Genomic DNA, 24,510 nt, shown 5'->3' with positions numbered 1-24,510 from the left:
AACCCCATCCTGCATGTCTATCCTCCCCCCATTACTGGCCAGCCTCACGGACACCCTGCCCAAAGGATTGGCTACGTATGTGCAGAGCGCCCTTGATCTCTGGGATGCGGGTGGTTGGGGTATGATTCCTCTGGCCATCACCGCCTTCGTTCTCTACGCCAAATGTGGCGATATGTTCTACACCTTCTTCCTGGTGAACTTCCGCCAGAATCGCTACTTCGGTGGCCACAAGATGGTCTCCCGACTCGGTGCCGACAGCGCAGCCTCTCTCTCGGCTTATCAAAGCGCCCAGAGATACCTCGACTTCCATGAAGTGCGCCTGCGGGATAATGCCAGCTACGACGATGTGATGGCCGCCTTTGAGGAACTGCGTGTGCACGAACTGCCGCCCCTGGATCGCGACCTCAAGTTCATCAACGTCGCCGTGGCCGCAGCTCCGCTGTGGGGGCTACTAGGCACAGTGACCGGCATGCTCACCACCTTTGACGGCCTTTCGAAAGGAGGCGGCGGTGAAGGCACCATGAACATCGTCGCTGGAGGTATCTCCGAGGCCTTGATCACCACCGAGACCGGCCTCATGATCGCCCTCCCTGGTTACTTTTTGCATTATTTGTTAACGGGCAAACGTGGCAAGTTCGAGGCCTTCATCGAACACCTCCAAAACGCCTGCGGCCAGCGCGTGCTGAAACTGGCCAAACACGAAATCAACGCCAACGACTGAGACATCCACCATGGGTAAATTTGGACAAAACTCCGAGCCGGAAGACGAGGCCGCGATTGATATTTCGCCGCTCATCGACTGTATCTTCATCCTGCTCATTTTCTTCATCGTCACCACCACCTTTGTGGAAGAAACCGGCATCGAAGTGGACAAGCCGCAAGCCGCTTCCGCAGGGGATCTGGAAAAGCAAAGCGTCATGATCGCAGTCACCGCCGAGGGCCAAATCGTCTATGGCGGTAAAGAGATCGGCATGAGCGGTGTCCAGTCCACCGTGCGTCGCTTTGTCGAGAAAGATGAAAGCACTCCGGTCATCATCCAAGTGGATGAAAAAGCCCCGTCCGGCCTCTTTGTCCGGGTCATCGACGAAGCCAAGCTCGGTGGGGCGGCCAAGGTCTCCGTAGCGACCCAGAAATAAGTTTTTCTCATGTCAGCCACGGCCCTCCCAGCCTCCAAGACACACAAACGCAAAGGCACCGGCCTCTGGGTCCTCGTGCAATTGCTGTTCATGGTGGGCTATGGAGCTGGCCTCACACTTTTTGTGTTCGGCGTCATCCCCTACCTTCAGATTGTCACTGGTGGAGCCAAAAAGGACCTGATCGTGCGCACCGTGGCCACGGTGGACGCACCGCCACCGTCAGACAATTTGCTGGATCAGCCTCCACCACCGCCAGACACGCAAGAAGAACCTCCACCAGATATGGCACCTCCACCTGATCTCGGCTCGACTTCGCTCGATATCGGCATGGTGGGTGGCACTGGCGCCGCCATGCCCATGAACTTTGGCGGAGCCGCGATGCAGAACGCGGTGGCCAATTTCAGTCTCGGCGACAGCGGCTCCAAACCGCGCCCCGTCTATCAAGTGCAGCCCAAAATTCCCGCCACCCTGCGCAACGCCAATGGGCGTGTCGAGGTGGAGTTCACCGTCGATGTCCAGGGACGTGTGCAGAATCCCCGCATCACCAGCAGCTTCAGTCCTCTGATGAACGAACCCGTCATCGCCGCCATCAAGCAATGGCGTTTCGAACCTGGTCAGCGTGGTGGCAAACGCGTGCCCACCAAGACCAAGATGCCTTTCAAGTTTGGCAAGTAGCCGCCCTCCTTCTCCCGCCGTTTCGTTTCCGTTTATGAAAAAGTCCGCCTTCACCCTCGCACTCTTCGCCATGCTCAGCAGCAGCTTGAGCCCGGCTGCCAGCTTGTGGGATAACCCGGTTTTCCAAAAAAAGCTTCTCGGCAGTTTTGGCTATTCCAGCGAGGTCGAACCCTCCATGTCCGAGACTGAGCGGGCCGACTACGAGCAGATCCTCCCCCTGCTGAAAGATGACCCCGACAAGGCCCTCAAATACCTGGAGCAACTGCGTGCCCTGCCCAACAGCAGCGCCCGCTTTGACTTCCTCATCGGCAACCTCCACTTCCAGAAAGATCGCAAGCAGGAAGCCGCCAAAGAGTTCATCAAAGCCCTCGAAAAATTCCCTGACTACCGCCAAGCCCACGCCAACCTCGCCATCCTGTATGCTCAGTCGGGTGCGCATCAGGAAGCGGTTCGCCACTTCACCGAGGCCATTCGCCTGGGTGCCGTGGATGGCACCAACTACGGTCTCCTCGGCATCTCCTACCTGAGTTTGGAAAACTACACCTCCGCCGAGGAATCCTTCCGTCAGGCCGTGGTGCTCAGCCCGGATGTCAAAGATTGGGTCATGGGCCTCGTGCGTGCGCTCTACATGCAGGAGCGTTTCACGGATGTCATTGCCCTGCTGGATACCATGCTGAAAAAGACACCCGAGGATGATTCCCTCTGGTCTCTCCAGGCCAATGCCTACATGGGGAAAAAAGACATGCTGGCCGCCGCTGCCAACTTTGAGGTGCTGGACCGCATGGGCAAACTGGAGACCGCCCAACTCTCTACCCTGGGAGACATCTACGTGAATGAAAACATGCTGGATGTGGCCGCCACGGCTTACCTCCGCGCTTATGAAAAAGATGGCGGCACCAATGTGACCGGCCCACTTCGCGCCGCAGAGATCCTGCTCGCCAAAGAAGGCTACAAAGCCTCCCGCGACCTGCTGCAAAAAGTGCAATCAGGCAGTTCCAAACTCAGCCCTGAAGACAATCGCCGCGTGATGAAACTGGAGGCCAAGATCGGCATGGCGGAAGGTAAAGAAAAAGAAGCGGTCGAAATTCTTGGCAAAGTGGCTGAACAAGATCCGCTCGATGGTGAAACCCTGCTCCTGCTGGGTGGCTACTATCAACGCGAGAGCAACAACGAAAAAGCGGCCTTTTATTATGAAACCGCAGGCGGCATCGAAGCCTTCGAAGCCGATGCCAAAGTGCGCCTCGCCCAACTCTACACCGGCATGGGTAAGTATGCGGATGCTATCCCGCTGCTCAAGCGTGCCCAAGACATCAAACCCCGTGAAAGCGTGGGTAAATTCCTCGAAGAGCTTGAGCGTTTCATGAAAAACCGCCGTTAATCGGTGCCCAACAGCCTCTACCCGTGAGGCGGTCGATGCGGCATGGATGCTATTTGCCCTCCACGGCAATAATCCATGATTCGGCACTTGGCATCGTTCAGGATTGCGACACAGTCTCAGCGTCTTCTTCATGGACCTGAAACTGATCAACCGCGAGATTTTGCTCTCCTTCTGGAAGGTGCATGTCCTGCACCATGCCGCTGAGGGCGAGGTGATCGGCCAATGGATGATCAAGGAGTTACGGCATCACGGCTACGAGGTCAGCCCTGGCACGCTGTATCCGCTGCTGAAGCGCATGGAGAAAAACGGCTGGCTGATCTCCACGGCGGATGCCAGTCGCGGACCGAAGGCCCCTCGTGCTTACCGCATCACTCAGGAGGGGCGGGAGGTGCTGAAGATCGTCCGTCAGCAACTCCGTGAGCTGGGAGTCGAGGTCGCACGGCATTGAGCCCCTGTGTGTGGATTCCGTGCTTCCTTTTCCATTCCCGTTTTGATAGCAACGGGGCGTTCTATCCGATGAAACGCCGCACCTTTCTCACCACGGCATCCGCCACCCTGACTGCACCTTTTGTTAGGTCACAAAGCAAAGTTTCTCTCCAAGGGGCGATCATCGGCCATGGAGAGCACCGTTATCAAGTCGATCTCCACTGGTGCCAAGCGAAGCGTGAGCAACATCCGGTGAAGAACTGTCATGAGATGGTGATGGATGCCCAAAAGCGCCTCATCATGATCACTGATGAAGCGCGTAACAACGTGCTCATCTTCGATAAAAACGGGCAGGTGCTCGATGCCTGGACACTCAAGCTCAAGTCAGGCCATGGCCTGACTCTGGATGCGCGGGAGGGCAAGGAATACCTCTGGCTCTGTGACCCCGCCGGCGGCGCGGTGGCGAAAACTACACTGACAGGTGAAGTCTTGCTCAAACTTCCGCATGCCAAGGACTGCGGCGCCTACGATGCCATCACCAAGTATGCCCCGACCGAAGCGGCCGTAGCCCCAAACGGCGATGTCTATGTGGCGGATGGCTATGGCTCTCAATTCATCCTGCACTTCGATGCGCAGGGTCATTTCATCCGCAAGTTCGGCGGGCAGAGCACCCAGGCCATGAATCCCGGCAAGTTCATGCAGGCTCATGGCGTCACGATTGATCTGCGTGGGACCGAGCCGCTCGTGCTCTGCACGGAGCGTGTCCGCAATGAGTTTCACTGGTTCACCCTGGCGGGCGAGTATGTGCGCTCCGTGTATCTGCCAGGAGCCTTCATGAGCCGCCCGGTGATCGCGGGAGATCTTCTGCTATCGGGAGTTTGCTTCGGCATGAAACCCGGAGACTACCGCATGTGGCGGGAACGCGGATTCATCATCATCCTGGATCAAGACCACCGAGTTATCTCCGCCCCAGGAGGCCATGCGCCTGAGTATGACGGTGATCAGGTGAAGCTGCTACTCCAGGATCAACCCGTCTTCCGCAATGTGCACGATGTCTGCGTGGATGATGTCGGCGATCTGTATGGCTGCCAGTGGAATGCGGATCAAGTTTACCCCTACAAACTGCGGCGAATATGATCTCAAGAATGTGCTTTCTTCATTTGACCCGCGCCTAGGCTGCCGCCTCTGTCATAGGGCATGGGTTCACGACGTTCCTTTATCCTCTCAGGCACGGCTTTTTTAACGAGTTGCCAGATGGCGACTCAAAGGATGGCGCCAGGCTATCCACAGGCGCAGCCGCAAGCTCAAGGCGGGCCCTTCATGCTGGGGATCGATTTCCTCGCCTCGCGAAACTTCGACCTCCTGCGCGGCAAGCGCGTGGGTCTCATCACCAATCACACCAGCATGACCGGCCGCGGTGAAATGACCCGCGTGGCCATGCAGCGTGCGCTCGGCTCTTCGCTAACGGCCCTGTATGCGCCTGAGCATGGCATCGATGGCACCATCGGTGCCGGGGTGCATGTCAGCACGCGACGGGATCACGTCACCGGCCTCACGGTTTACTCTCTCTACGGCCCCACGCGCAAACCGACCCCGCAGATGCTGGCCCCGATCGATGTGCTCGTCTTTGACCTCCAAGACATCGGCTGCCGCAGCTACACCTACATCAGCACCATGGCGGTGGCCATGGAAGCCTGTGCCGAGAATGGCAAACACTTCGTTGTGCTGGATCGTCCCAATCCCATGGGCGGCTGGCGTGTGGAGGGTCCCCCCCTCGAAGCTAAGTGGAAATCCTTCGTCGGTCAGATCCCTGTGCCCTATGTGCATGGCATGACGGCGGGTGAATTGGCCATGATGACCGCCAGCAGCCGAGGATGGATCAGCCAATCTCCCCGCATGAACGTGGTGAAAATGCAGGGTTGGAGCCGCAATATGGTGTGGCAAGACACCGGCCTGCGCTGGTATCGCACCTCGCCGAATATCCCCCATGCCACCTCCCCCTTCTATTATGTGGCCACAGGCATCCTCGGTGGAGCCGCAGCCGTGGACATCGGCATCGGCACGGAAAATCCTTTTGGCTATGCGGGGGGCAGCGGTGTGAATGCACAGGCCATGCTGGCTGCTTGCCAGAGCTGGCGTCTGCCCGGTGTCTCTTATAGCCCCTATTCCCGCAACGGCTTCGGCGGCGTGCGGTTAAACATCCATCCTCACACCCAGGCGGACCTCACGGCGCTGGATGTCATGCTGCTGGCAGAGGTGAATCGCCTCACGGGAGGCAAAGCCCTCAGCCGCATGAGTGGCTCCAAACTGAATCTTTTTCACAAAGTGTATGGTAGTGAATCTCTTTATAGCAACCTACGCAAAGGCGTTCCCAGCAGCCAGATTACCCGTAGCTGGGCCAATTGGACGCATTCTTTCCGGCAATCCCGGCAAAGATATCTGATGTATGCCTAGTCCCGGCATCAAAGAAAATCTTGACCATCTCGGCACGTCCCAGATATTCACATTTCGGAGTCACTTCCCCCGGCTCCTCTTTACCCCCAAGGAAATCGCGGCGTCTCTATGGCCGTCCCCAAAAAACCAGCCCCCGGAAAGTCCAAATCCTCCAAGACTGCACCAGCGCCAGCGAAAGCTAAAGCCGCTCCGTCTCCAGTCGCAGGAGAATCAACGCCTGAGAAACGCAGGCGCGGACGTCCACGCCTACATCCTGTGCAGGAACGCTCCAACCCTGAGGCGGCCTTGGGCCCTGATGGCCAGCCCATCAAGCGCAAGCGCGGACGTCCACCGAAGACCACCTATTCCACCACGGCGTCTGCCCCCACGGTGGTGTATGACGACATCAATTCCCCAGAGGTCCAGGCTCGCCTGAGAAACCTCATCCTTCTGGCGAAGGAGCAAGATCACTTGACCTGGGATGACGTCAATGAGGCTCTGCCCATCGGCATCGTCACGCCCGACCTCATGGATGAGGTGATCAGCCGCCTGCGCGCCATGGAAATCCGCGTCGTGGAGGAGAGTGACCTGCCCGGCCAGACCGCCATGAAGCTGCTGGTGCAAGTCACCGAAGAAGCAGCCGCCAGTGAACGGGCTCCGGATACCAAGCTAGACACGCTGGATGACCCGGTGCGCATGTATCTGCGCCAGATGGGCCAGGTGCCCCTGCTCACACGCGACCAGGAAATCCAGATCTCCAAGCGCATCGAGAAAGCCGAGATCAGCCTCCAAAGCTGCCTGCAAAACGTCGGCTTCGTGGCCAAGAACTTCCTGCAATTTGCCGAAGGCCTCGCCAATGGCATCGAACGCTTCGACCGCCTTGTCATCGACCGCAAAGCTGAGGAACGTGATAACTACTTCAAGAAACTCACCCCGCTCATCGAGCAGGCCCAAGACAGCTTCAAACGCTGCAATGATCTTTATGCCGCCTATCTGAATGCAGGTGCGAAGAAAAAGGAGTCCGCGCTGGAAGCCTTCAACAACGCCCGCAGCGCTTACTTCAAACTCACCGCCAAGTTCTTCTTCAAACAGAAGCTGAATGAAGACTTCGTCGCCCTCCTCCAGCAAAAGCTCCGTGAGTTAGAGCATTTAGAGCATGAAGTGCGGGTGCATCCGAAGAACGAAGCCGCCGCACAAACGCTGCATCAGTTCCAGCTTAACGCATGGCAAAGCCCGGAGGGTTATCACCAGATCGCCGCGGACGCCCGCCGCTGCGTGTCTGAGTCCACGCGTGCCAAGACCGAAATGATCGAGGCCAACCTGCGCCTCGTCATCTCCATCGCCAAGAAATACACCAATCGCGGCCTCTCTTTCCTCGACCTCATTCAGGAAGGCAACATGGGCCTCATGCGCGCCGTCGAAAAATTCGAATACCGACGCGGCTACAAATTTTCCACCTACGCCACCTGGTGGATCCGCCAGGCTATCACCCGCAGCATCGCCGATCAGGCCCGCACCATCCGCATCCCGGTGCACATGATCGAGACGATCAACAAGCTCATGCGCGTGAACAAACAGCTCGTTCAAGAGCTGGGTCGTGACCCCACCCCGGAAGAAATCGCCGAAGAAATCCACCTGCCTGTGGAGCGTGTGAATGCCGTCCTGCGCATGGCTCAGCAGCCCGTCTCCATGCAGGCCAAGGTGGGGGATAGCGATGGAGACACCGAGTTTGGCGACTTCATCGAAGACAAGGAAGCCCATGACCCCATGGAGCTCACTGCGATGAACCTGCTGCGCGATAAACTCCGCGACGTGCTGGATACCCTGAACCCCCGCGAACGCGAAGTGCTGGAGCAGCGCTTCGGCCTCGTGGACGGTGCCGGCCGCACCCTGGAGGAAGTGGGTAAACAATTCCAAGTCACCCGCGAGCGCATCCGTCAGATCGAGGCCAAAGCCCTCCGCAAACTCCGCCACCCCACCCGCATCCGTAAGCTGGGTGGTTTCTTTGGTGGGAGTTAAATGATGACCATCCAAATGTGAGAGGCCTCAGGCCCTCTCGTCCTGAGGTGAGGCCCCAAAAGGCCTCACCTTTTGATTTATAGAATGAGCATCTTCTTCAAGAACGGAGCCGTGCGGCTGACCTTGTGTTTGGCCACTTCCAGCGGGGTGCCTGAAGCCACAACTTCACCACCTGCGGCTCCGGCTTCAGGTCCAATATCAATGAGGTAATCCGCTTCGGCAAAGATGTCCGGATGATGCTCGATAACCACCACGGTATGACCGTCATCCACGAGACGATGCAGGATATCAATGAGCCGACCGACATCACTCATGTGCAGACCGATGGTCGGCTCCTCGATGAGATAGAGATTCTTCTTCGTGTTTTTGAGCCCTCGCAGCTTCTCCGTCGCGGAGCGTGCGACGCCGCCGCTCAGTTCCGTCACCAGTTTGATGCGCTGAGCTTCGCCACCGCTGAGTGTGGGGCTTGGCTGGCCGAGCTGCAAGTATCCCACGCCGGTATCGGCCAGCAGTTGCAGAGGTCGGGCGATGCGCTGCTGATGGGCGAAGAACTCCGCAGCTTCGGTGATGCTCAACTTCAACACTTCGCCGATGTTCTTGCCATTGTATTCGATCTCCATGGTGGCGGAGTTAAAGCGCATGCCTTGGCAGACTTCACAATGCACGCGGGTGGAGGGCAGGAAGTTCATCTCCACCTTCACATAACCGTTGCCCTGGCAGGCTTCACAGCGACCGCCTTCCGTATTGAAAGAAAAACGCCCAGCATCGTATCCGCGTGCACGCGCGGTAGGCACCTGAGCGAAGAGCTTACGAATATCGTCCAACACCCCCACATACGTGGCAGGACAAGAGCGTGACGTTTTGCCAATGGGTGACTGATCCACCTCATAAACAGCGGCAAAGTTCTCCACACCGAGGATGGCCTTCCAAGGCTGAACGGAGCCCTTCTTCTTGCGTTCCTTGCTCAGCAGGGCTTTCACGCCGGGGAACAGCACCTGGTGCAGAAAGGTGCTTTTACCACTGCCGCTGACGCCAGTAATGACGGTCAACCGCCCCACCGGGATCTGCACATCCACATTCTTCAAGTTGTTCGCATAAGCGCCCTGAATCTTCAGCCAGCCATCCTTGCTACGAGGGCCAGGTAAATCACGCCATTCACCACGCAGGGGATGCTTGAAAGGATTCCGCAGGCCTTGACCTGTCACACTCTGACTGTCGTTCAAGATGTGCTCCAAATTTCCCTGAGAAATGACCTGCCCGCCGAAACGTCCTGCCCCGGGCCCGAGGTCGATGATGGTGTCCGCACGGCGCATGGTGTCGTCATCATGCTCCACCACGAGCAGCGAGTTCCCCTTATCACGCAGGGCGGAAAGCGTGTCCAAAAGGCGCTCATTGTCGCGTGGATGCAAACCGATGGTGGGCTCATCCAGCACGTAAAGAACGCCACGTAAATTACTCCCCAACTGCGCAGCCAAACGAATGCGCTGCGCCTCTCCACCACTCAAGGTATCGGCACTGCGATTGAGTTGAAGATAACCCAGCCCCACTTCTTTCATGAAGTGCAGACGCTGCTCAATCTCAGCCATGATATCACGGGCGATTACCGCTTCTGTTCCCTCAAACTTGAGCTTCGTCACTTCCGCCGCCGCATCCCCTGCGGACATGGCATTGATCAGCGGCACCGAGGTGTTTTGAAGACGCACATAACGCGCCGTCGCATTCAGGCGCGAGCCCTGGCAATCGGGGCAAACCACACGCTCATTGTCCGCTTCATCATCGTCACTGCTGCGGGAAAGACGACGTTCCTCCTCCATCTCCGCTTCGAGCTTCGACATGTCATCGCGACGAGGTTCAGCCCCATGCGCAGAGACTTTGAAGCCGAAACCACGACAGCTTGGGCACCAACCATGCGGACTGTTGAAGGAAAACAGACGCGGGTCGAGTTCCTCAAAGGATAGATCACATTTCGGGCAGCTCATCTCCGTGCTCAGCACTTGAGAGACATTGCCGGGTAGCCACAGTTTGACCGTGCCCTTGCCCATCTTGAGGGCCTTTTCCAAAAGCGGGCGCGGTTCCAGAGCGGAGGCTCCTTTTTTGATCTCGCCCACAACCGCATCGATACTGTGCTCCTTGAAACGCTCTAGTCGTTTGAAATTGGCGGTGCCAACGAACTGACCATCCACCAGCAGGGTTTCGATGCCTTGTTTCGCTGCGGCTTCCGCCACATCCGTGTGGAAACCTTTCCGAGCCTTCACCAGCGGAGCCAACACTTGCAGCCCGGCTTTGCGAGCGCGATCCACCACCGTTTGGGTGATGGCACTCAGGCTCTGCTTCTGCACAGGCACGTTGCAGTGCGGGCAGTATTGGGTGCCGAGCTTGGCAAACAGCAGGCGCAGGAAATGATACACCTCCGTGACCGTGGCCACGGTGGATTTTCCACCGCCACGGGAGATGCGCTGCTCAATGGCCACCGTCGGCGGCACACCGCTGATCACATCCACTTCTGGCTTCTCCATCTGCTCGACAAAGGTGCGTGCATAGACGGACATGCTGTCCAGGAAACGACGCTGACCTTCTGCAAACACCAGATCGAAAGCCAGGGATGACTTACCACTGCCGCTCAAACCGGTAACCACCACGAACTGATCACGTGGTATGTCTAACGAAATGTTTTTCAGGTTATGCTCGCGCGCTCCACGAATGCTGATGGCATTCGGAGCGAGATGCTCCGCCTTTTCGGGTTTATGGGTCTGATACGCCGTCGCGGCTTCCTGAACCTTGCTGGAGCGTGCGGATTTTTTCGTTCCAAACTTCTCTGCAAGGTAATGCCCCGTCCAGGAACCTTCACAGGCCGCCACTTGCTCAGGCGTTCCCGCCACCACGAGCTGACCGCCCTGAGCCCCGCCATCAGGTCCGAGATCGATCACCCAGTCGGCGCACTGAATCACATCCACATTGTGCTCAATCACCAACAGGCTGTTACCTTCATCCACAAGACGCTGCAGCAGCTTCACCAGCAAAGCGATGTCATCGAAGTGCAGGCCCGTCGTCGGTTCATCCAGCAGTAGTAGAGTGGGGCGACCGTCATGATCTTTCTCCGAGGCGCTTTCGATCAGGTGCCCCACCAGTTTAAGACGTTGAGCTTCACCGCCGGAAAGGGTGTTCAGGGGCTGACCGAGTTTCAGATAACCCAGCCCTGCTTCCACCAGGATCGCGAGCTGTCCCGCCACCTGACGCGCTTTGCGAATGAAGGACGCATCGGCTCGGGCCCCCGCATTCCCTCCTGGAGCTTCCATTTGGCCAAACCATTCCGAGGCTTCCTCCACGGTCAGGCTCAGCACATCATGAATGCTGCGACCATGCAATTGGATCTTCAGGGCGTGGGGTTGGTAGCGCTTCCCTTCACACTCGGGACAGGTCACATACAGGTCACTGAGGAACTGCATCTCGATCTTCTCGAAGCCGTTCCCCATGCAGCGCTCGCAGCGGCCTTCACCCGAGTTGAAGGAAAAGAACCCGGCGCTGATGCCCTGGGTGCGAGCATCTTCACTTTCGGCAAACAAGGCACGAATGGTATCGAAGGCCCCTACATACACGGCGGGAGTGCTGCGTGGTGTCCGAGCCAGAGGCGACTGATCCACCATGATGACCTGGCTGAGATTCTCATGGCCCGAGATGGACCGAACTCGGCCGGGTTCATCCTCACTCACTTCCCCCCGCAGACGCTGGAGATTCCGATACAGCACTTCATGCACGAGGGTGCTTTTGCCCGAGCCCGACACCCCGGTGATGCAGCAGAAGACACCGAGAGGAATCTCCACCTCCAGGTTCTTGAGGTTGTTCTGTTTCGCTCCTTTGATGGTGATGAAGGGCAGGTTCTTCGAGGTTTTCCCTTTGCCGCTCGGCTTCACCCCAACGGCACGACGTTGTGCCGGCACCGGGATGGTTTTACGCCCCGTGAGATAATCCGCCGTCAATGAGCCCGCTTGCTTTTCCAGCCCGCTCAAAGGTCCATCGTAAACCAATGTGCCGCCTTTATCACCCCTGCCCGGCCCGATCTCGATGAGATGATCCGCTGCCCGCATGACGGATTCTTCATGCTCCACCACCAGTAGGGTATTGCCCTTGTCACGCAGCCCTTCCATCACCCCGATGAGGCGCCCGATGTCACGCGGATGCAGACCGATACTCGGCTCATCCAAAACGAACAGCGTATTCACCAGCGATGCTCCTAAACAGGTGGTTAGGTTAACACGTTGAAGCTCACCTCCACTCAAGGTACGGGTTTGGCGATCCAAATGAATGTAGCCCAACCCAGCACGCTCCAAGTAGCTCAGACGACTCAGGATCTCATCCCGCAGCATCGTTGCGGCATTGTCGCCAGTATGCACTGGCCAACTCTGGATCAGCGGCAGCAGGTCCGTCACGGCGAGGTTCCAGAGATCCGCAATGGTGTGCTCGCCGATGCGAAAGTGATAAGCCTCTTTTTTCAAGCGACCGCCATTGCATTCCTGGCAGGTGGTGTAAGCACGGAAACGGCTGAGGAAGATGCGCACGTGCATCTTGTAAGCACGACTCTCCAGCCAGCGGAAGAAACCGCGCACGCCATACCACTCGCCGTTTTGCCAAGCTTCTTCAGGATCTTTCCCCGAGCCCTCGACAATCCATTTTTGCTGATCCTCTGGCAGATCGCAAAAGGCCGTGTCCAAGTCCACACCCTTCTTTTTAGCCGCGCGTTCCAGATCATCCTGACTCTCGCGATACGTGCTTCCCGTGAAAGCTTTGACCAAACCCTCACGAATGCTCAAGGACTCGTCCGGCATGGCCTTGCGCAAATCCAAGCCCAGAGTCCGGCCAAAACCTTTACACGCTGGACACGCTCCAATGGGACTGTTGAACGAGAATAAACCCGGGGTCGGAGGCGGAAGCTGCACATCACAGTCCGCACAGCGCCAGTCGGTACTGAAAGCAAAGGACTGATCCTGAATGATCGCCGTCACCTGTCCTTTACCATAACGCAGAGCCGCCTCCAGCGCCTCACTGACGCGTGACTTCTGGTTAGGCTCCAGGGTCACGCGATCCTGAATCACCAAGGCCACCGCAGGAAGCTTACGACCTTTAACCGAGTCCGGTTCATCGGTGCGAATGGCCTCTCCATACAACCACAGGCGGAGGTAACCCTGGCTCTGGAGGAAGGGAAAAAACTCCTCCACGGGAGTCCCTTTCGGCACAGGCACACCGAAACAAATCAGCGCCGCTTTCCCCGCATGCTTGGTCAGCAGTTCACGCAAAATGCTCTCTGGCGTTTCCGGTTTCACCGGCCGGTGACACTCTGGGCAACGTCCCTCGGCCAGACGCGGGAAGAGCATCTTCAGGTAGTCGTTGATCTCCGTGATGGTGCCAACCGTGCTGCGGGTGGAGCGGATGTTATTGACCTGCTCAATGGCGATGGCGGGCGGGATGCCATGAATGGCCTCCACCTTGGGTTTATCCATGCGCTCAAAGAACTGCCGTGTGTAAGGCGAGAAGGTCTCCACATAGCGCCGCTGCCCCTCGGCATAAATGGTATCAAAGGCCAGCGATGACTTGCCACTGCCGCTGGGTCCCGTCACCACACAGAGCTTGCCCAAAGGCAGGTCCAGACTGATACCACGCAGGTTGTTTTGAGTCGCCCCACGCACCTGGATGACGTCGGCGATGGCGGTCGGGCTGGGCTTAGCGGCAGTTTTTTTCGGCATGGGGTGGCGCAGGATAGAGTTACGCCAGAACAGTTCAAGTGAACGCTAATTTTTTCAGCCCTGAAGAAAAAAGTGCGGCCTTGAGATGTCCCTACCGATCACTCAAACACAAACGGCAGTCCTTGGGCCTTCATGAGGTCCCGCTCTTTGGCCATGTATTGATCCGCCAGCTTGCTGAAGACCTTCTCCGCGCGCATGCGGGCCAGTGTTGCGTTCACTTGGGCTTGAAGTTCGTCGCGGCCTTTCTTCATGCCCACCGCCCATACCTCCTCACGCAGTGGGGCCAAGATCGCCCGGGTCGTGTCCGGGTGCTGCTCATGGTAGTTCATCACTGAAATTTGATCATACACCCAGGCGTCCACCCGGCCGTTCACCACCTCCAGCACGCAGGCAGCATCGGTATCTAGCGCAACGAGTTGTGCCCCGGGTAATTCCGCACGGCACCATTGCTCACCCGTCGTGGCGATGCGCACCGCCAGCTTGCGTCCCGGGGTTTTCAAGTCGGCCGCAGATTGCACGGTCGAGTTCTTGGCCACCAGGATGGAGAGGCCCGTTTTGACGTAAGGGTCCGAGAAGTCGATGGATTTCCGCCGCTGATCATTGGCCGTGAGAGAGGAAATGATGAGGTCGATCTGCCCAGATTGAAGCGCTGGGATCAGCCCCTCGAAGCTCATGTTTTCATAAATGACCTGTTTCCCCAAGGTCTTACCAATCTCATCCCCGATGGCCACACTCACACCACTGACCTTACCCTGCGCGTCTTTGAATTCAAAGGGGGGGTAAGTGGCGTCCATGCCGATGACGAGTGCCTCGCGCTCCTTTCTCGAACAACCGGTGAGAGTGATCAAAAGGCTCAGCAGGGGCAGCAGGAAAAAGGAAGCGACTCTCATGATCCCTCACTACGCACCAAAATGCGTGCCAGCGCCAGAGAAGAAACCGACGCTAGGGAGAGAAGACCATCCGATGTGCTCCTTCTCCGAAACAGAGGCCGTGTTTAGGCCGCTTCAGAGAGGACTTTGTCCAGACGCTTGCGGGCGGCCTGAGCCTTGCGCTCTTCACCCAGACTATCCAGCAGAGAGATGTAGTCTTGGCCCACAGCCTCGTAGCTAACGGCCTCTGTGGCCAGATGCTGCTCGAGAATGCGCAGGCTATTTTCATAATTCAGAATGGCGGCCGGATTATCGCCCAGCTCATGGCAGGCGGTGGCGAGATTGCAGTAAGACTGCGCCACATCGGGATGATTCGTGCCCAGCAGCTTCATGCGGATGTCCAGAGCTTCTGTGAACATCTCCTTAGCTTGGTCAGGAAAACCAGCGGTGTAATAAAGGCTGCCGAGATTGTTATAAACGGAAGCGACTTCCTCCGTTTCACGGCCTCGACGGTTTTCTAAAGCTTCCAGTGCCCGCAGGTAGTGCTGCTCAGCCAGGGCGTATTTGCCGAGGCCTTTGTAAATCATCGCCAAATTATTGCGGAGCTGAGCCGCCACTTCCTCATTCGGCGGGGTGAGCGCCTCGTAATCGCTGATGGCCTGCTCATAAAGCGGTGCGGCCTCCGCCTCCCGCTGACTGAAGTCCAGCAAGGTGGCCAGCTGGGTGCGAGCACGGGCCACCTGAGAAGGTGGGATGGTGGTCTTCCCGGCGATTTCCAAAGCCTCACCGTAACTGGCCTCAGAGCCTGCTGCATCGCCCATCTCCCGCTGGATGTCGCCCAAGACCTGCAGACCGGTGAATAAACGCGGAGCTTCTGCGGGTTCATCCTCCACCGCTTCACGAAGACCAGAAAGGGCACTGGTGGCGGCACTGAGAGCCTCATCCAGTTTTCCTTCGCGCAAGAGAGTCGCGGCGTGATTATCCAGCAGATTGGAGAAGCTCGAAAGACTCGCAGACACAGTTAAGAAGCAGGGGGTTGGTAATGAGCCTATAACATCGCGGCTTCACCCTTCCGACATCAAGCAAAAAAGACAGACTTTGGAGGGGGCTAAAGAGTCTTGTATCAAAAGTGAGGCAGGATTTTCCATCAAGGGCGGCTGGCGATCCACTCCAGCAGTTGCCTCCGCTGCACGGGCAGACGCCGGTGAAAGCTGTCCGAGATGGCTAAGACCGCCTCATCCCCGCTGCTCGCCCCAGCGATAAGGCCCAGGTCTTCGGCGAGGCGAAGCTCGAAACGCTGGATCAAGGCCTGACTCGGGTCGTGATCATTGAGATAATCCAAGGCCTTGGTCAGCAGGTCGTGAATGGCGGGGAGCGGAGCGTGCGGCTCCACCACGAGCTGAATCAGTTTGACCAGATAAGTCGAGGCAAGGACACGCCCGTAGCTGTTGCGCAGCCCTAACCGTGGAGTCTGCCAGTGGGCCTCCACCAGCGTATGCAGATCCCCTTTACGTGCAGGCGCATAGTGAATGTCGGCGGAGACAAAGAGATCTAGCAGACCAGCAAAAGCGGACTTCGGCCGCAACGCTCCTTTCGCAATGGTGCGAAAGAGGCCCATCTCGGCACTGCACCATTGGACGATGAGGGTCGTCTCGGAGTAGCGTGTGCGACCGATCAAAATGGCCTCAGTTTTTTCCATCGGCCCCTGTTGTCTCATGGGAAAAGGCCGGGTGCAAGAGGCAGAGGTCTAAGACGAGCGTGATCGGTGCCCCTTACGCCGCCTCGGTTTGGGTCGGGCTTCTTAACGTCAGGCGATACATCTTCGGCCACAGAATGAAGGCCGCCGTGGAGAGGGCCAGATAGTAATGCGGCATCTCGATGCGCCCCTGCCCTGCAGGCGTGTAAGCGATGATGGCGAAGAGCAAATATCCGGCCTTCCCACCGGTCATGATGCTGCGCACGACCAAGGAACCGAGTGTGCCGACAAAGAGCAGCAGGCCGGGAATCCCGAGCTCCAGCCACAGGGAGACATACTCATTGTGGGGCGCCCACAGCACGCCAGAGACACCTGTGCCATGGCCGAGCAGGGGCGCTTTCATCACGCCTTCCCAAGCATCCGCCAGGTCTTTGGCACGTTCGGGGGATTTCAGTTTTTCAAAGTCCAGTTCGTAAATGGCTTGGAGACGATCAGCTGTGTTTTTATCTTTGAGGATGCCTTGCTCCGTGCGGCTCTGCAGCACCGCAAAACCAATCCCGGCTGCGGGAATGGCGAGTGCCGCCATCAGCAGCAAAAAAGGGAGGTTACGCCGTGCATTGACCAAAACATAAACCCCCACCATCAGGATCAGCACCACGAAACCGCTGCGTCCATACGTGAGTGCGACGCCGACGAAGGAGACGGCGATGAGCAGGCAGTTGAGTCGAAAACTCCGAACCAAAGCGAAGGTGATGCCTAACATCTCACACAACAAAACGGGCGGGAAGTTGGGGTGGCTGTTAAACCCCGCGAAACGCCCCTCGATGCTGGTGAACTTCACCATTCCAAGCATCTCGGCCAGTTCAGAACCGGTGGTCATGAAGATGGCTAAGATGGCGGCCCAACGCACCGCCCGAAGCCCCACTGGTGTGGAAAGCACCACGAGTGTCACCACGATGACGAGCATCACACGGGCATGGTCCATGCCCATCTGTCCCTGGAGGCTGGTGACGGCCCGAGACAGAAAAGCGGCATCGAACAGACGCACCGACGGCAGCAGCAAGACCAGCAGGGCCGCAGGAGCCAACCGGATACCCGCCAGGAGGGATAGCCCCATGCAGGAGCTGAAGGCCAGCACGGTGAACCAGGACGGCTTCAACGGCGAAATTCCCGCATTGTAAGAACCGATGATCACATCCGCAGCGAGCAGGCCGAGAATGGTGCCACAGACCCAAATGACCAGTCGATGCGATAGCGGCTCTTTCACGACCGGTGCAGGCAGAGCCCGACCGGCATAAGCGGAGGGTGCAGGAGCTACGGGATAGCTAGTCGGGTAAGGTGACATCGGAAAGCGGGAGAAAGCTAACTCATTTTTGCTCCGCCAGCCAGGCCTGGAACATGAGGATATCCCAAAGATAGAAGTGCCAGTTGCGGGTGCCGCTCAGATGCTCCTGCCACTTTTGACGGATGGGCGCGGGATGGAAATACCCCTCACGCTTCAGGCGGCTTTCACTCAGCAGATCCTCCGCCCACTCGCGCAGTTCACCCCGTAGCCAATGCTCCAGGGGCACTCCAAAGCCGCGTTTGGGTCGATCAATCAAAGCCTTCGGCACATGTCGGTAAAGCGTCTCTCGCATCAGCCACTTGCCTTTGCCCTCACGCACTTTCATCGCATACGGGATCGTCCAGGCAAACTCGATGAGGTTGGTATCCAGCAGGGGAATACGCCCCTCCAGACTGACCCCCATGGCGGCACGATCCACCTTCACCAGGATATCTCCCGGCAGATAAGTCTCCATGTCCAGATGCATCATGCGATGGGTGAAGTCACTGACGCGTGGCCAGCCCTGCGTGTTCGTGATGCTCGTCTGTGGATCATGCCCGCCGATGACCACCTGTGCGGGCTGCTTCCAGTGCGACATGAGCGTGAGGTAAAGTGTCTCCATACCTGGAGCGGCCACCACTTCCGCCAGTTTGTGCAGCTTGTCACCGAATGGCACATGCCGCAGGCGCTTCGGCAGCATTGGGCGCGCGACTTGGCCTAACGCATTGAGCGTTTGCGGCGGCAGCAGGGTCATGCCTCCGGCGGCGGCCTTTTTCAGAACCGGTGGCATCCAGGCGAATTTGTTCCAGAGATTTCGCCCCACGAAGTAACGCTCATACCCTCCGAACAACTCATCCCCAGCATCTCCACTGAGCGCCACCGTCACATGCTGGCGCGCCATTTTACAGACGAGGTAAGTGGGGATCTGAGAGTAATCTGAAAAAGGTTCATCATACAGCCCGGGCATGAGAGGGATGGTCTTCAGCGCATCCTGCCCTGTCACATACATCTCGGTGTGATCCGTGTGCAGATGCGCGGCCACTTCTTTGGCAAACTGCGCCTCATTGTATTCCGGCACATCGAAGCCGATGGTAAAGGTGCGCACAGGGCGTGAACTCTGGGCCTGCATCATCGCGACGATGAGCGAGGAATCCACCCCCCCAGAAAGGAAGGCCCCCAGCGGCACATCGGCCACCATGCGCAGGCCCACGGCTTCCTTGAGCATGGATTCAAAAGCTTCAATGGCTTCCTGATCCGTGCCGCTGAATGGATGATCAACGCCATGCTCGACGACCTGACGCAGTGACCAGTAAGTCTGTGGCTGAGGTCGCTCCTGCGAGTTGCCTAGCGTCAGCAAGGTGGCCGGTGGTAGCTTATGAAACCCCTGATAGATGCACTGAGGATCGGGGATGTAGTTGAACCGAATCTGACTGCATAAAGCATCGCGGTTGATTGCTGCATTGAAGCCGGGGAACTGGCGAATGGCTTTCAGCTCGGAGGCAAAAAGAAAGGTCTCACCTAACCAACCATAATAAAGCGGCTTCTCCCCCAGGCGGTCACGTCCCAGGTGCAAGGCACGCTCTTGGCGATCCCACACGGCAAAGGCAAACATGCCATTGAATCGACGTGTTGCCTCGGGGATTCCCCACTGCACAAAGGCCGCCAGCATCACTTCCGTGTCCGAGTGGCCGCGCCAAGTGTGGCCATGCTTCTCCAACTCCGCACGCAAGCTTTGGAAATTGTAGATCTCGCCATTGAAAACCATGACATAACGCCCGCCATCGCCGGCACTCGTCATCGGTTGATGCCCCAAGGGTGACAGATCGAGGATGGATAAACGCCGATGTCCCAAAGCGATGCCAGTTTCCCCATCCACGCAGGCTCCATGATCATCAGGGCCTCGACTCACAATGGCATCGGTCATGCGCGTGACCTCCGCTGTCATCTGCGCAGAAGAGCGTGATCGGGGGACCGTGAAAAAGCCAGAGATGCCGCACATGGAGAAAGGTCAGTAAACGGTGATCAGTATTCAGGATTCAGTGAAGCAGGCACGCTTGCCCGCTCAGGGCCATGACTGAGCAAGGTCTCAAATTCGGCTATGACACTCTGAAGGGAAAAGTGGTTCTCAATGCGCTCTCGCCCTTCATGGCCAAGAACGCGACGCTCTTCGTCTGGAAGACGCAGAATGTCCAGGCAGGCCTGGGCCAATGCAACAGGGTTCCTTGGCGGCACCAACCGCCCAGTGTCACCCATGACCCAGGCGGTATCGCCGATATCCGTAGCCACAACCGGCACACCACACGCCATGGCCTCGCCGACGACATTCGGGAACCCTTCGCCAAAAGCCGAGGATGAGACTGCGATATCAAGCGATGCTGTGAGCTCTGGGAGATCGTGACGTTCACCCATTAGTTGAACGTTTTTTGTTAGGTTGAGGCGATGGATGTGAGTGGTAAGTTCTTCGTTTTGTTCATCCACGCCAGTACCCACGAGCACAAATTCAGCCTGCGGAGCTTTCTTCACGATCAAGGCTGCGGCCTCGAGAAAGGTGGGATAGTCTTTCATGGCGGCATATCTACCGAAACGACCGAGACGATAAGGTTGATCACGCCTCAAGGGCTGCGTTAAACGTCTGCCCCAGCGACTGAGATCGAAGCCATTGGGGATGAGCCTCGTGCGTGCTTTGCGATAACCGATGGCTTCATGCTGTCGGGCACTCACCTCCGAGTTGTAAGTGATGGCTTCAGGAAACCGGGAAAGCAGAGCTAATGCACGGATGACCATCGCCGAGCCTCGTTTCTCCAAGGCAAGGTCATAGAGCGATTGGCGAATGTTCCAGATCACTCTTGCGGGAGTGGAGAGGCGTGCCAAGGAAGCCACCAGGCAACCATGATACATCCAACCCATGATCACGGTGGGCCTGGATTGGCGAGCGAACTTGAAGAGACGCCATACGGCTCTCGGTGTCGGTTTGCCCGCAGGCATGTCTAGACTGTGAACCGTCGCTCCCAGAGATTTCAGTGGCTTCACGTATTTGCCCCCAGAAGTCAGGGAGATGACCGTATGATGACATCCGGATAGGCCACCGATCAGCTGCGTCAGCATCATTTCAGCGCCTCCCGTGCCTAGCCCCGTGGTGATCCAAAGCACCCTGGTCTGGCTGGTAGGGACCCGCTGCGTCTGGTCCGACAATTTTTGAAAGCGTGAGATAGCAGCGTCGTCGTAGGAGGAGATACCTGCCTCATCCGATGATTCTACGGACCCGGCGCAGCGGGTCCCTACCAGAGACGGTTTGATCAAGGCAGCGGTTCTCTCCACCATGCGCTGAACGGTGAAATGGTCCAAAATGCGTTGGCGGTTTTTCAGGCCGAGTTGGTGCCGCCCCTCAGGCGCTAGAGCAAGAAAGGCCCGCATCCTCTCTGCGAGAGCCGCCTCATCTCCGGCGGGGAAAATCCACGCGGGGTCATTCACTAACCACGCAGAGTCTCCCACATCACTGGCGATGCAGGGCAAGGCACTGGTCATGGCTTCACCCAAGACATTGGAAAAACCTTCGCCATAGGCCGAGCTAGAAACGACGCAATCCAGCAGGGGGTAAAGAGTGGGTAGGTCATCCCGAGTTGGTTCCCACGTGATTCGATCTTGAACACCGAGCTCAGACGCCAGCGCTTGCATGGCCTCCATATAAACCGCGTCTCCCTGACCGATGATGCGTCCCTGAGCCTCTGACACCTCAGCCAAGGCCTTGAGGAAAGTGGCGTGATCCTTCATCGGATGAAGGCGGCCAATGAGGGTGAAGGTCTTCCCTGTCGAGCCTGATGTCTTGGCGCTGTAGCGGCTGATGTCGATGCCATTGGGCACCACCACGAATCGCTCCGCAGGGTAGCCGTGTTTTCGATAATAGTTTCGCCCTGCCTGAGAGTTAGCGATGATGAGATCCGCATAACCCGAAAGCAGGCAATTCAGACGGAAGCTCAGTTTCCCCAGAATCCCCCAGGTCGCCGCATCGGTCTGAGAGTCGCGAATACCCCAGACGATTTTGGGAAACCCGCACAGCGGCTTCAGCAGCAACGCCATGAGGTTGGACTCATGGAGGTAGCCATGAATGACATCCGGCCTCATCTCCCGAAACGTGCGCAGGAGTCGGAAGAAAAAACCCGCCAGATCCCAGCGATGCCGTTTGCCAATGCACACCGTCTTGATCCCTGCCGCGTGGAGATCCGCCTCCATAGGACCGGGATAGAAATGCACCACCGTAAGGCTACACTCGCTCCGCTGAGCCAAGGCCCGTGCAAGCGTTACCAACTGCCGCTGAGCCCCGCCGTGACCGAGGTCACGGATCAGAAAGGCAAGTCGGCATGGCACTGGGCATTCGGGCATTCGGTTGAACTATAATCTCCATAATGGGGTATTGGCAATGCAAGTCGTGCCGAAGATCATGCTAGCTCCCACACCTGGGGAACTAACGAGCCATCGCTGAAAAACCCGTTGCAGTGAGGAATCGGCTCTCGTTTCAGTGAGGCATGCGTTGTCCTGCCTGCCAAACCCCAGCCCTGGAGCTTGATCCAGCGTGCAGGCAGTGTGGTTTGACTTTGGAAGGGCTGTCACAGACCCTGGGTCTGCCTCCTCTGCTGGAGCCCCCGTTGTCGGACATGACAGGAACTTTGAGCTCAGGAGAAGAGAGGTCCGCACGCGCGGTGATCCAAACTCTACATCAAACCTTTCCACAGCTCAGCTTCGCAGTGGTCATCCAGGAATGGCCCGCCGACATCGCTCCCGCCTTGATGGCGTTTTGGCTGTTCAATAAAGGCAGTCTCTTCAGCGCCGTGGAAAAGGGTGGTGATAACCATGGCGTGCTCTTGCTGCTGGATCCCAGTCAACGACGCAGTGCCGCCATGGTGGGCTACGGTTTAGAGCCGTTCATCCCGGAACTCTCTCTGGAAATCTGCCTGACGGCGGCCTCAGGATCCCTCGCCAAAGGCCGATGTGGCGCCGCGATCGAAGCTTTTGTGCGAGAACTCGAGCGGCAGCTCAGAACAGTGCTGAACGCCCTGCCTAAAACGTTCGGTCTCGCTCCCGTTCAGACCTGGTACAGTAGTTCCGATAGCCTGCTGGAGGAAATGGAGCCTGCCGAACTGGACGAGGATGTGTATTGACCTCCGCGACCATGCCAGCGACACAAAAAACCCCGCATACAGCAACTGCATGCGGGGAATGGGAAGGATCCTAACCGATCAGGGCCTAACGCCTGCCGGTCGCTGGAATCGTTAGGCAGCCAGCTTGTCTTCGGGCTCGATCAGGCCATATTCACCGTCGTTACGGCGGAACATGATGGCCAAGCGGTGAGTCTTCTGGTTGTGAAACACCACGAATGGACGCTGGCTGATTTCGAGGTCCATGATGGCTTCATCGGGATACAGAGGGCGGACCTTGTATTGCTCCTGGTGAACGTAGGAATGCTCGATGTTTTCGTCTTCGCTGTGAAGGTCGTCTGCGTGGAAGACCTTCTGCTCGAGATGACGGATGCTGCCTTCTTTACGAGGGCGATGGCTCTTGAGCAGGCGGGTTTTATACTTGCGCATGCGGCGAGCGATCTTGGCGATGGACTCGTCGATCGAAGCATAGATGTCTTCCGTGGTGCTGCGGACCTCGATATGAATGTGGTCTGCGCAGAACAGGATGATTTCCGCCATCTGGCGGTATTGCTGCACGTCGAGGATGACCTTAGCCTCGATGATTCGCGGGTAATCTAGGTGGAGGCTTTCGATCTTCTTATGGGCGTAGTCACGAATGGCTTCCGTGATCTCAATGTGACGGCCAGTGACGATGATTGGCAGGTTCACGTTATGTTTTTGCATGGTGTATGTCCTCCTTTTAGGGTTGGTTGAAAGGTTGGTGGGAAAGGGAATCAGGGATCACATGGAGAAGTCCTCGCCCAAATACAGGCGCCTAGACTCGGGATCGTTGACGAGAAAATCTTTGGTTCCATGCCGTCTCACTTGTCCTTCGTAAATGAGATAGGCACGATCTACAATGTTCAGTGTTTCGCGAACATTGTGGTCGGTAATGAGGATGGCGAGACCGGCTTTACGCAGCATGCGGATGATGTCCTGAATCTCACTCACAGCGATGGGGTCCACCCCGCTGAAAGGTTCGTCCAACATCAGCAGCTTCGGCTCGGTGACGAGACTGCGGGCAATGGTCAGGCGGCGTTTTTCACCCCCGGACAGCGTGAGCGCGAGGTTGTCCGCGACGTGATCGATGCCGAACTTCTCCATGAGCTGCTGGCACTGATCCTCGCGCTCTTTCTTGGTGTAGCTCTGTGTTTCCATCACGGCCAGGATGTTTTCCCGCACGGTGAGGCGGCGGAAGATGGACTCTTCCTGGGGCAGATACCCCATGCCGAGGCGAGCGCGCTTAAACATCGGCTCTTGCGTGGCATCATTGCCATTGAACATCACCTTGCCACCATTGGGGCGCACGAGGCCGACGATCATGTAGAAGGTGGTGGTTTTACCCGCACCGTTCGGCCCCAGAAGGCCAACGATCTCTCCCTCTTTCACTTCGATATCCACACCGTTGACCACAGCGCGGCCATCATAGACCTTTTTCAGGCCTTCGGTATGCAGGAGGACATTCCCCACGATAGGTTGTTCCTGAGCACCCTCAGGTGCCGAGGCTGGATCTCGGACAGCAGCTTCAGCCGCCATGGATGACGTAGCCGTGCTCTCTGGCGGCGGGTTCTCCATGAGGGGGAGCATCCCGGCATCCTTAGTGCGTGGACGTTTGGAACGTGAGGCGGACATTGCCCTGGAT

18 protein-coding genes are annotated in these 24,510 nt (G+C 57.5%); 9 read left to right on the top strand and 9 right to left on the bottom strand.

The genetic code is table 11. The features are described from left to right. Nucleotides 1-13: 13 nt before the first annotated feature. The 8 genes from B5D61_RS20420 (at nucleotide 14) to rpoD (ending at nucleotide 8,067) form a co-directional block, all read left to right on the top strand. Nucleotides 14-721, top strand: a complete 708-nt coding sequence (locus tag B5D61_RS20420; RefSeq protein WP_078815293.1) for a MotA/TolQ/ExbB proton channel family protein — start codon at nucleotides 14-16, stop codon at nucleotides 719-721. A gap of 10 nt (nucleotides 722-731) precedes the next feature. Further along, entirely contained in the window at nucleotides 732-1,136 is a 405-nt protein-coding gene (locus tag B5D61_RS20415; RefSeq protein ID WP_078815292.1) for an ExbD/TolR family protein, read from the top strand. A gap of 9 nt (nucleotides 1,137-1,145) precedes the next feature. Then, entirely contained in the window at nucleotides 1,146-1,811 is a 666-nt protein-coding gene (locus B5D61_RS20410; RefSeq protein ID WP_078815291.1) for an energy transducer TonB, read from the top strand. 34 nt (nucleotides 1,812-1,845) lie between these two features. Next, nucleotides 1,846-3,189, top strand: a complete 1,344-nt coding sequence (locus tag B5D61_RS20405) for a tetratricopeptide repeat protein (RefSeq protein ID WP_078815290.1) — start codon at nucleotides 1,846-1,848, stop codon at nucleotides 3,187-3,189. Between the two features lie 130 nt (nucleotides 3,190-3,319). Beyond that, nucleotides 3,320-3,637 (top strand): PadR family transcriptional regulator, encoded by a 318-nt coding sequence (locus tag B5D61_RS20400; protein WP_078815289.1) that lies wholly within the window; start codon nucleotides 3,320-3,322, stop codon nucleotides 3,635-3,637. Nucleotides 3,638-3,705: 68 nt separating this feature from the next. Further along, nucleotides 3,706-4,752 carry an NHL repeat-containing protein gene (locus tag B5D61_RS20395; RefSeq protein ID WP_078815288.1) on the top strand — a complete coding sequence of 349 codons (1,047 nt, stop codon included), beginning with the start codon at nucleotides 3,706-3,708 and terminating at the stop codon, nucleotides 4,750-4,752. A gap of 183 nt (nucleotides 4,753-4,935) precedes the next feature. Then, nucleotides 4,936-6,069, top strand: coding sequence for an exo-beta-N-acetylmuramidase NamZ family protein (locus tag B5D61_RS20390; protein WP_176159566.1), 1,134 nt, complete (start codon nucleotides 4,936-4,938; stop codon nucleotides 6,067-6,069). Between the two features lie 108 nt (nucleotides 6,070-6,177). Then, entirely contained in the window at nucleotides 6,178-8,067 is a 1,890-nt protein-coding gene (rpoD, locus tag B5D61_RS27105) for an RNA polymerase sigma factor RpoD (RefSeq protein ID WP_078815286.1), read from the top strand. Nucleotides 8,068-8,144: 77 nt separating this feature from the next. Here rpoD and uvrA read toward each other — a convergent pair whose 3' ends face one another. The 7 genes from uvrA to B5D61_RS20350 form a co-directional block, all read right to left on the bottom strand. Then, a complete protein-coding gene (uvrA, locus tag B5D61_RS20380; RefSeq protein ID WP_078815285.1) occupies nucleotides 8,145-13,805 on the bottom strand; it encodes an excinuclease ABC subunit UvrA in 5,661 nt (1,886 codons plus the stop codon). 98 nt (nucleotides 13,806-13,903) lie between these two features. Then, nucleotides 13,904-14,695, bottom strand: a complete 792-nt coding sequence (locus B5D61_RS20375; RefSeq protein WP_078815284.1) for a transporter substrate-binding domain-containing protein — start codon at nucleotides 14,693-14,695, stop codon at nucleotides 13,904-13,906. Nucleotides 14,696-14,799: 104 nt separating this feature from the next. Continuing rightward, the gene (locus B5D61_RS20370) at nucleotides 14,800-15,693 is read right to left on the bottom strand and encodes a tetratricopeptide repeat protein (RefSeq protein WP_078815283.1); all 894 of its coding nucleotides are present in this window, start codon (nucleotides 15,691-15,693) and stop codon (nucleotides 14,800-14,802) included. A 128-nt stretch (nucleotides 15,694-15,821) separates the two neighbouring features. Then, nucleotides 15,822-16,373 carry a DNA repair protein RecO gene (gene recO, locus B5D61_RS20365; protein ID WP_217699028.1) on the bottom strand — a complete coding sequence of 184 codons (552 nt, stop codon included), beginning with the start codon at nucleotides 16,371-16,373 and terminating at the stop codon, nucleotides 15,822-15,824. Nucleotides 16,374-16,446: 73 nt separating this feature from the next. Then, a complete protein-coding gene (locus B5D61_RS20360) occupies nucleotides 16,447-17,715 on the bottom strand; it encodes an O-antigen ligase family protein (protein WP_078815281.1) in 1,269 nt (422 codons plus the stop codon). Between the two features lie 22 nt (nucleotides 17,716-17,737). Beyond that, nucleotides 17,738-19,693 carry an asparagine synthase (glutamine-hydrolyzing) gene (gene asnB, locus B5D61_RS20355; protein WP_078815280.1) on the bottom strand — a complete coding sequence of 652 codons (1,956 nt, stop codon included), beginning with the start codon at nucleotides 19,691-19,693 and terminating at the stop codon, nucleotides 17,738-17,740. Nucleotides 19,694-19,716: 23 nt separating this feature from the next. Then, complete coding sequence (locus B5D61_RS20350) at nucleotides 19,717-22,074, bottom strand: glycosyltransferase (RefSeq protein ID WP_078815279.1); 2,358 nt, start codon at nucleotides 22,072-22,074, stop codon at nucleotides 19,717-19,719. A 143-nt stretch (nucleotides 22,075-22,217) separates the two neighbouring features. Here B5D61_RS20350 and B5D61_RS20345 point away from each other — a divergent pair, with 143 nt between their 5' ends. After that, the gene (locus tag B5D61_RS20345) at nucleotides 22,218-22,850 is read left to right on the top strand and encodes a TPM domain-containing protein (protein WP_078815278.1); all 633 of its coding nucleotides are present in this window, start codon (nucleotides 22,218-22,220) and stop codon (nucleotides 22,848-22,850) included. Between the two features lie 111 nt (nucleotides 22,851-22,961). Here the strand turns inward: B5D61_RS20345 and hpf are convergent, their stop codons facing one another. Together hpf and lptB are read right to left on the bottom strand one after the other, a co-directional pair. Continuing rightward, the gene (hpf, locus tag B5D61_RS20340) at nucleotides 22,962-23,552 is read right to left on the bottom strand and encodes a ribosome hibernation-promoting factor, HPF/YfiA family (protein WP_078815277.1); all 591 of its coding nucleotides are present in this window, start codon (nucleotides 23,550-23,552) and stop codon (nucleotides 22,962-22,964) included. Between the two features lie 57 nt (nucleotides 23,553-23,609). Beyond that, the gene (gene lptB / locus B5D61_RS20335; RefSeq protein WP_245846578.1) at nucleotides 23,610-24,500 is read right to left on the bottom strand and encodes an LPS export ABC transporter ATP-binding protein; all 891 of its coding nucleotides are present in this window, start codon (nucleotides 24,498-24,500) and stop codon (nucleotides 23,610-23,612) included. Nucleotides 24,501-24,510: the final 10 nt, after the last annotated feature.

The organism is Prosthecobacter debontii, assembly GCF_900167535.1.
GTDB lineage: Bacteria > Verrucomicrobiota > Verrucomicrobiia > Verrucomicrobiales > Verrucomicrobiaceae > Prosthecobacter > Prosthecobacter debontii.
The sequence above is the reverse complement of the archived record's forward strand: the minus strand, read 5'-3'. Positions and strand labels throughout refer to the sequence as shown.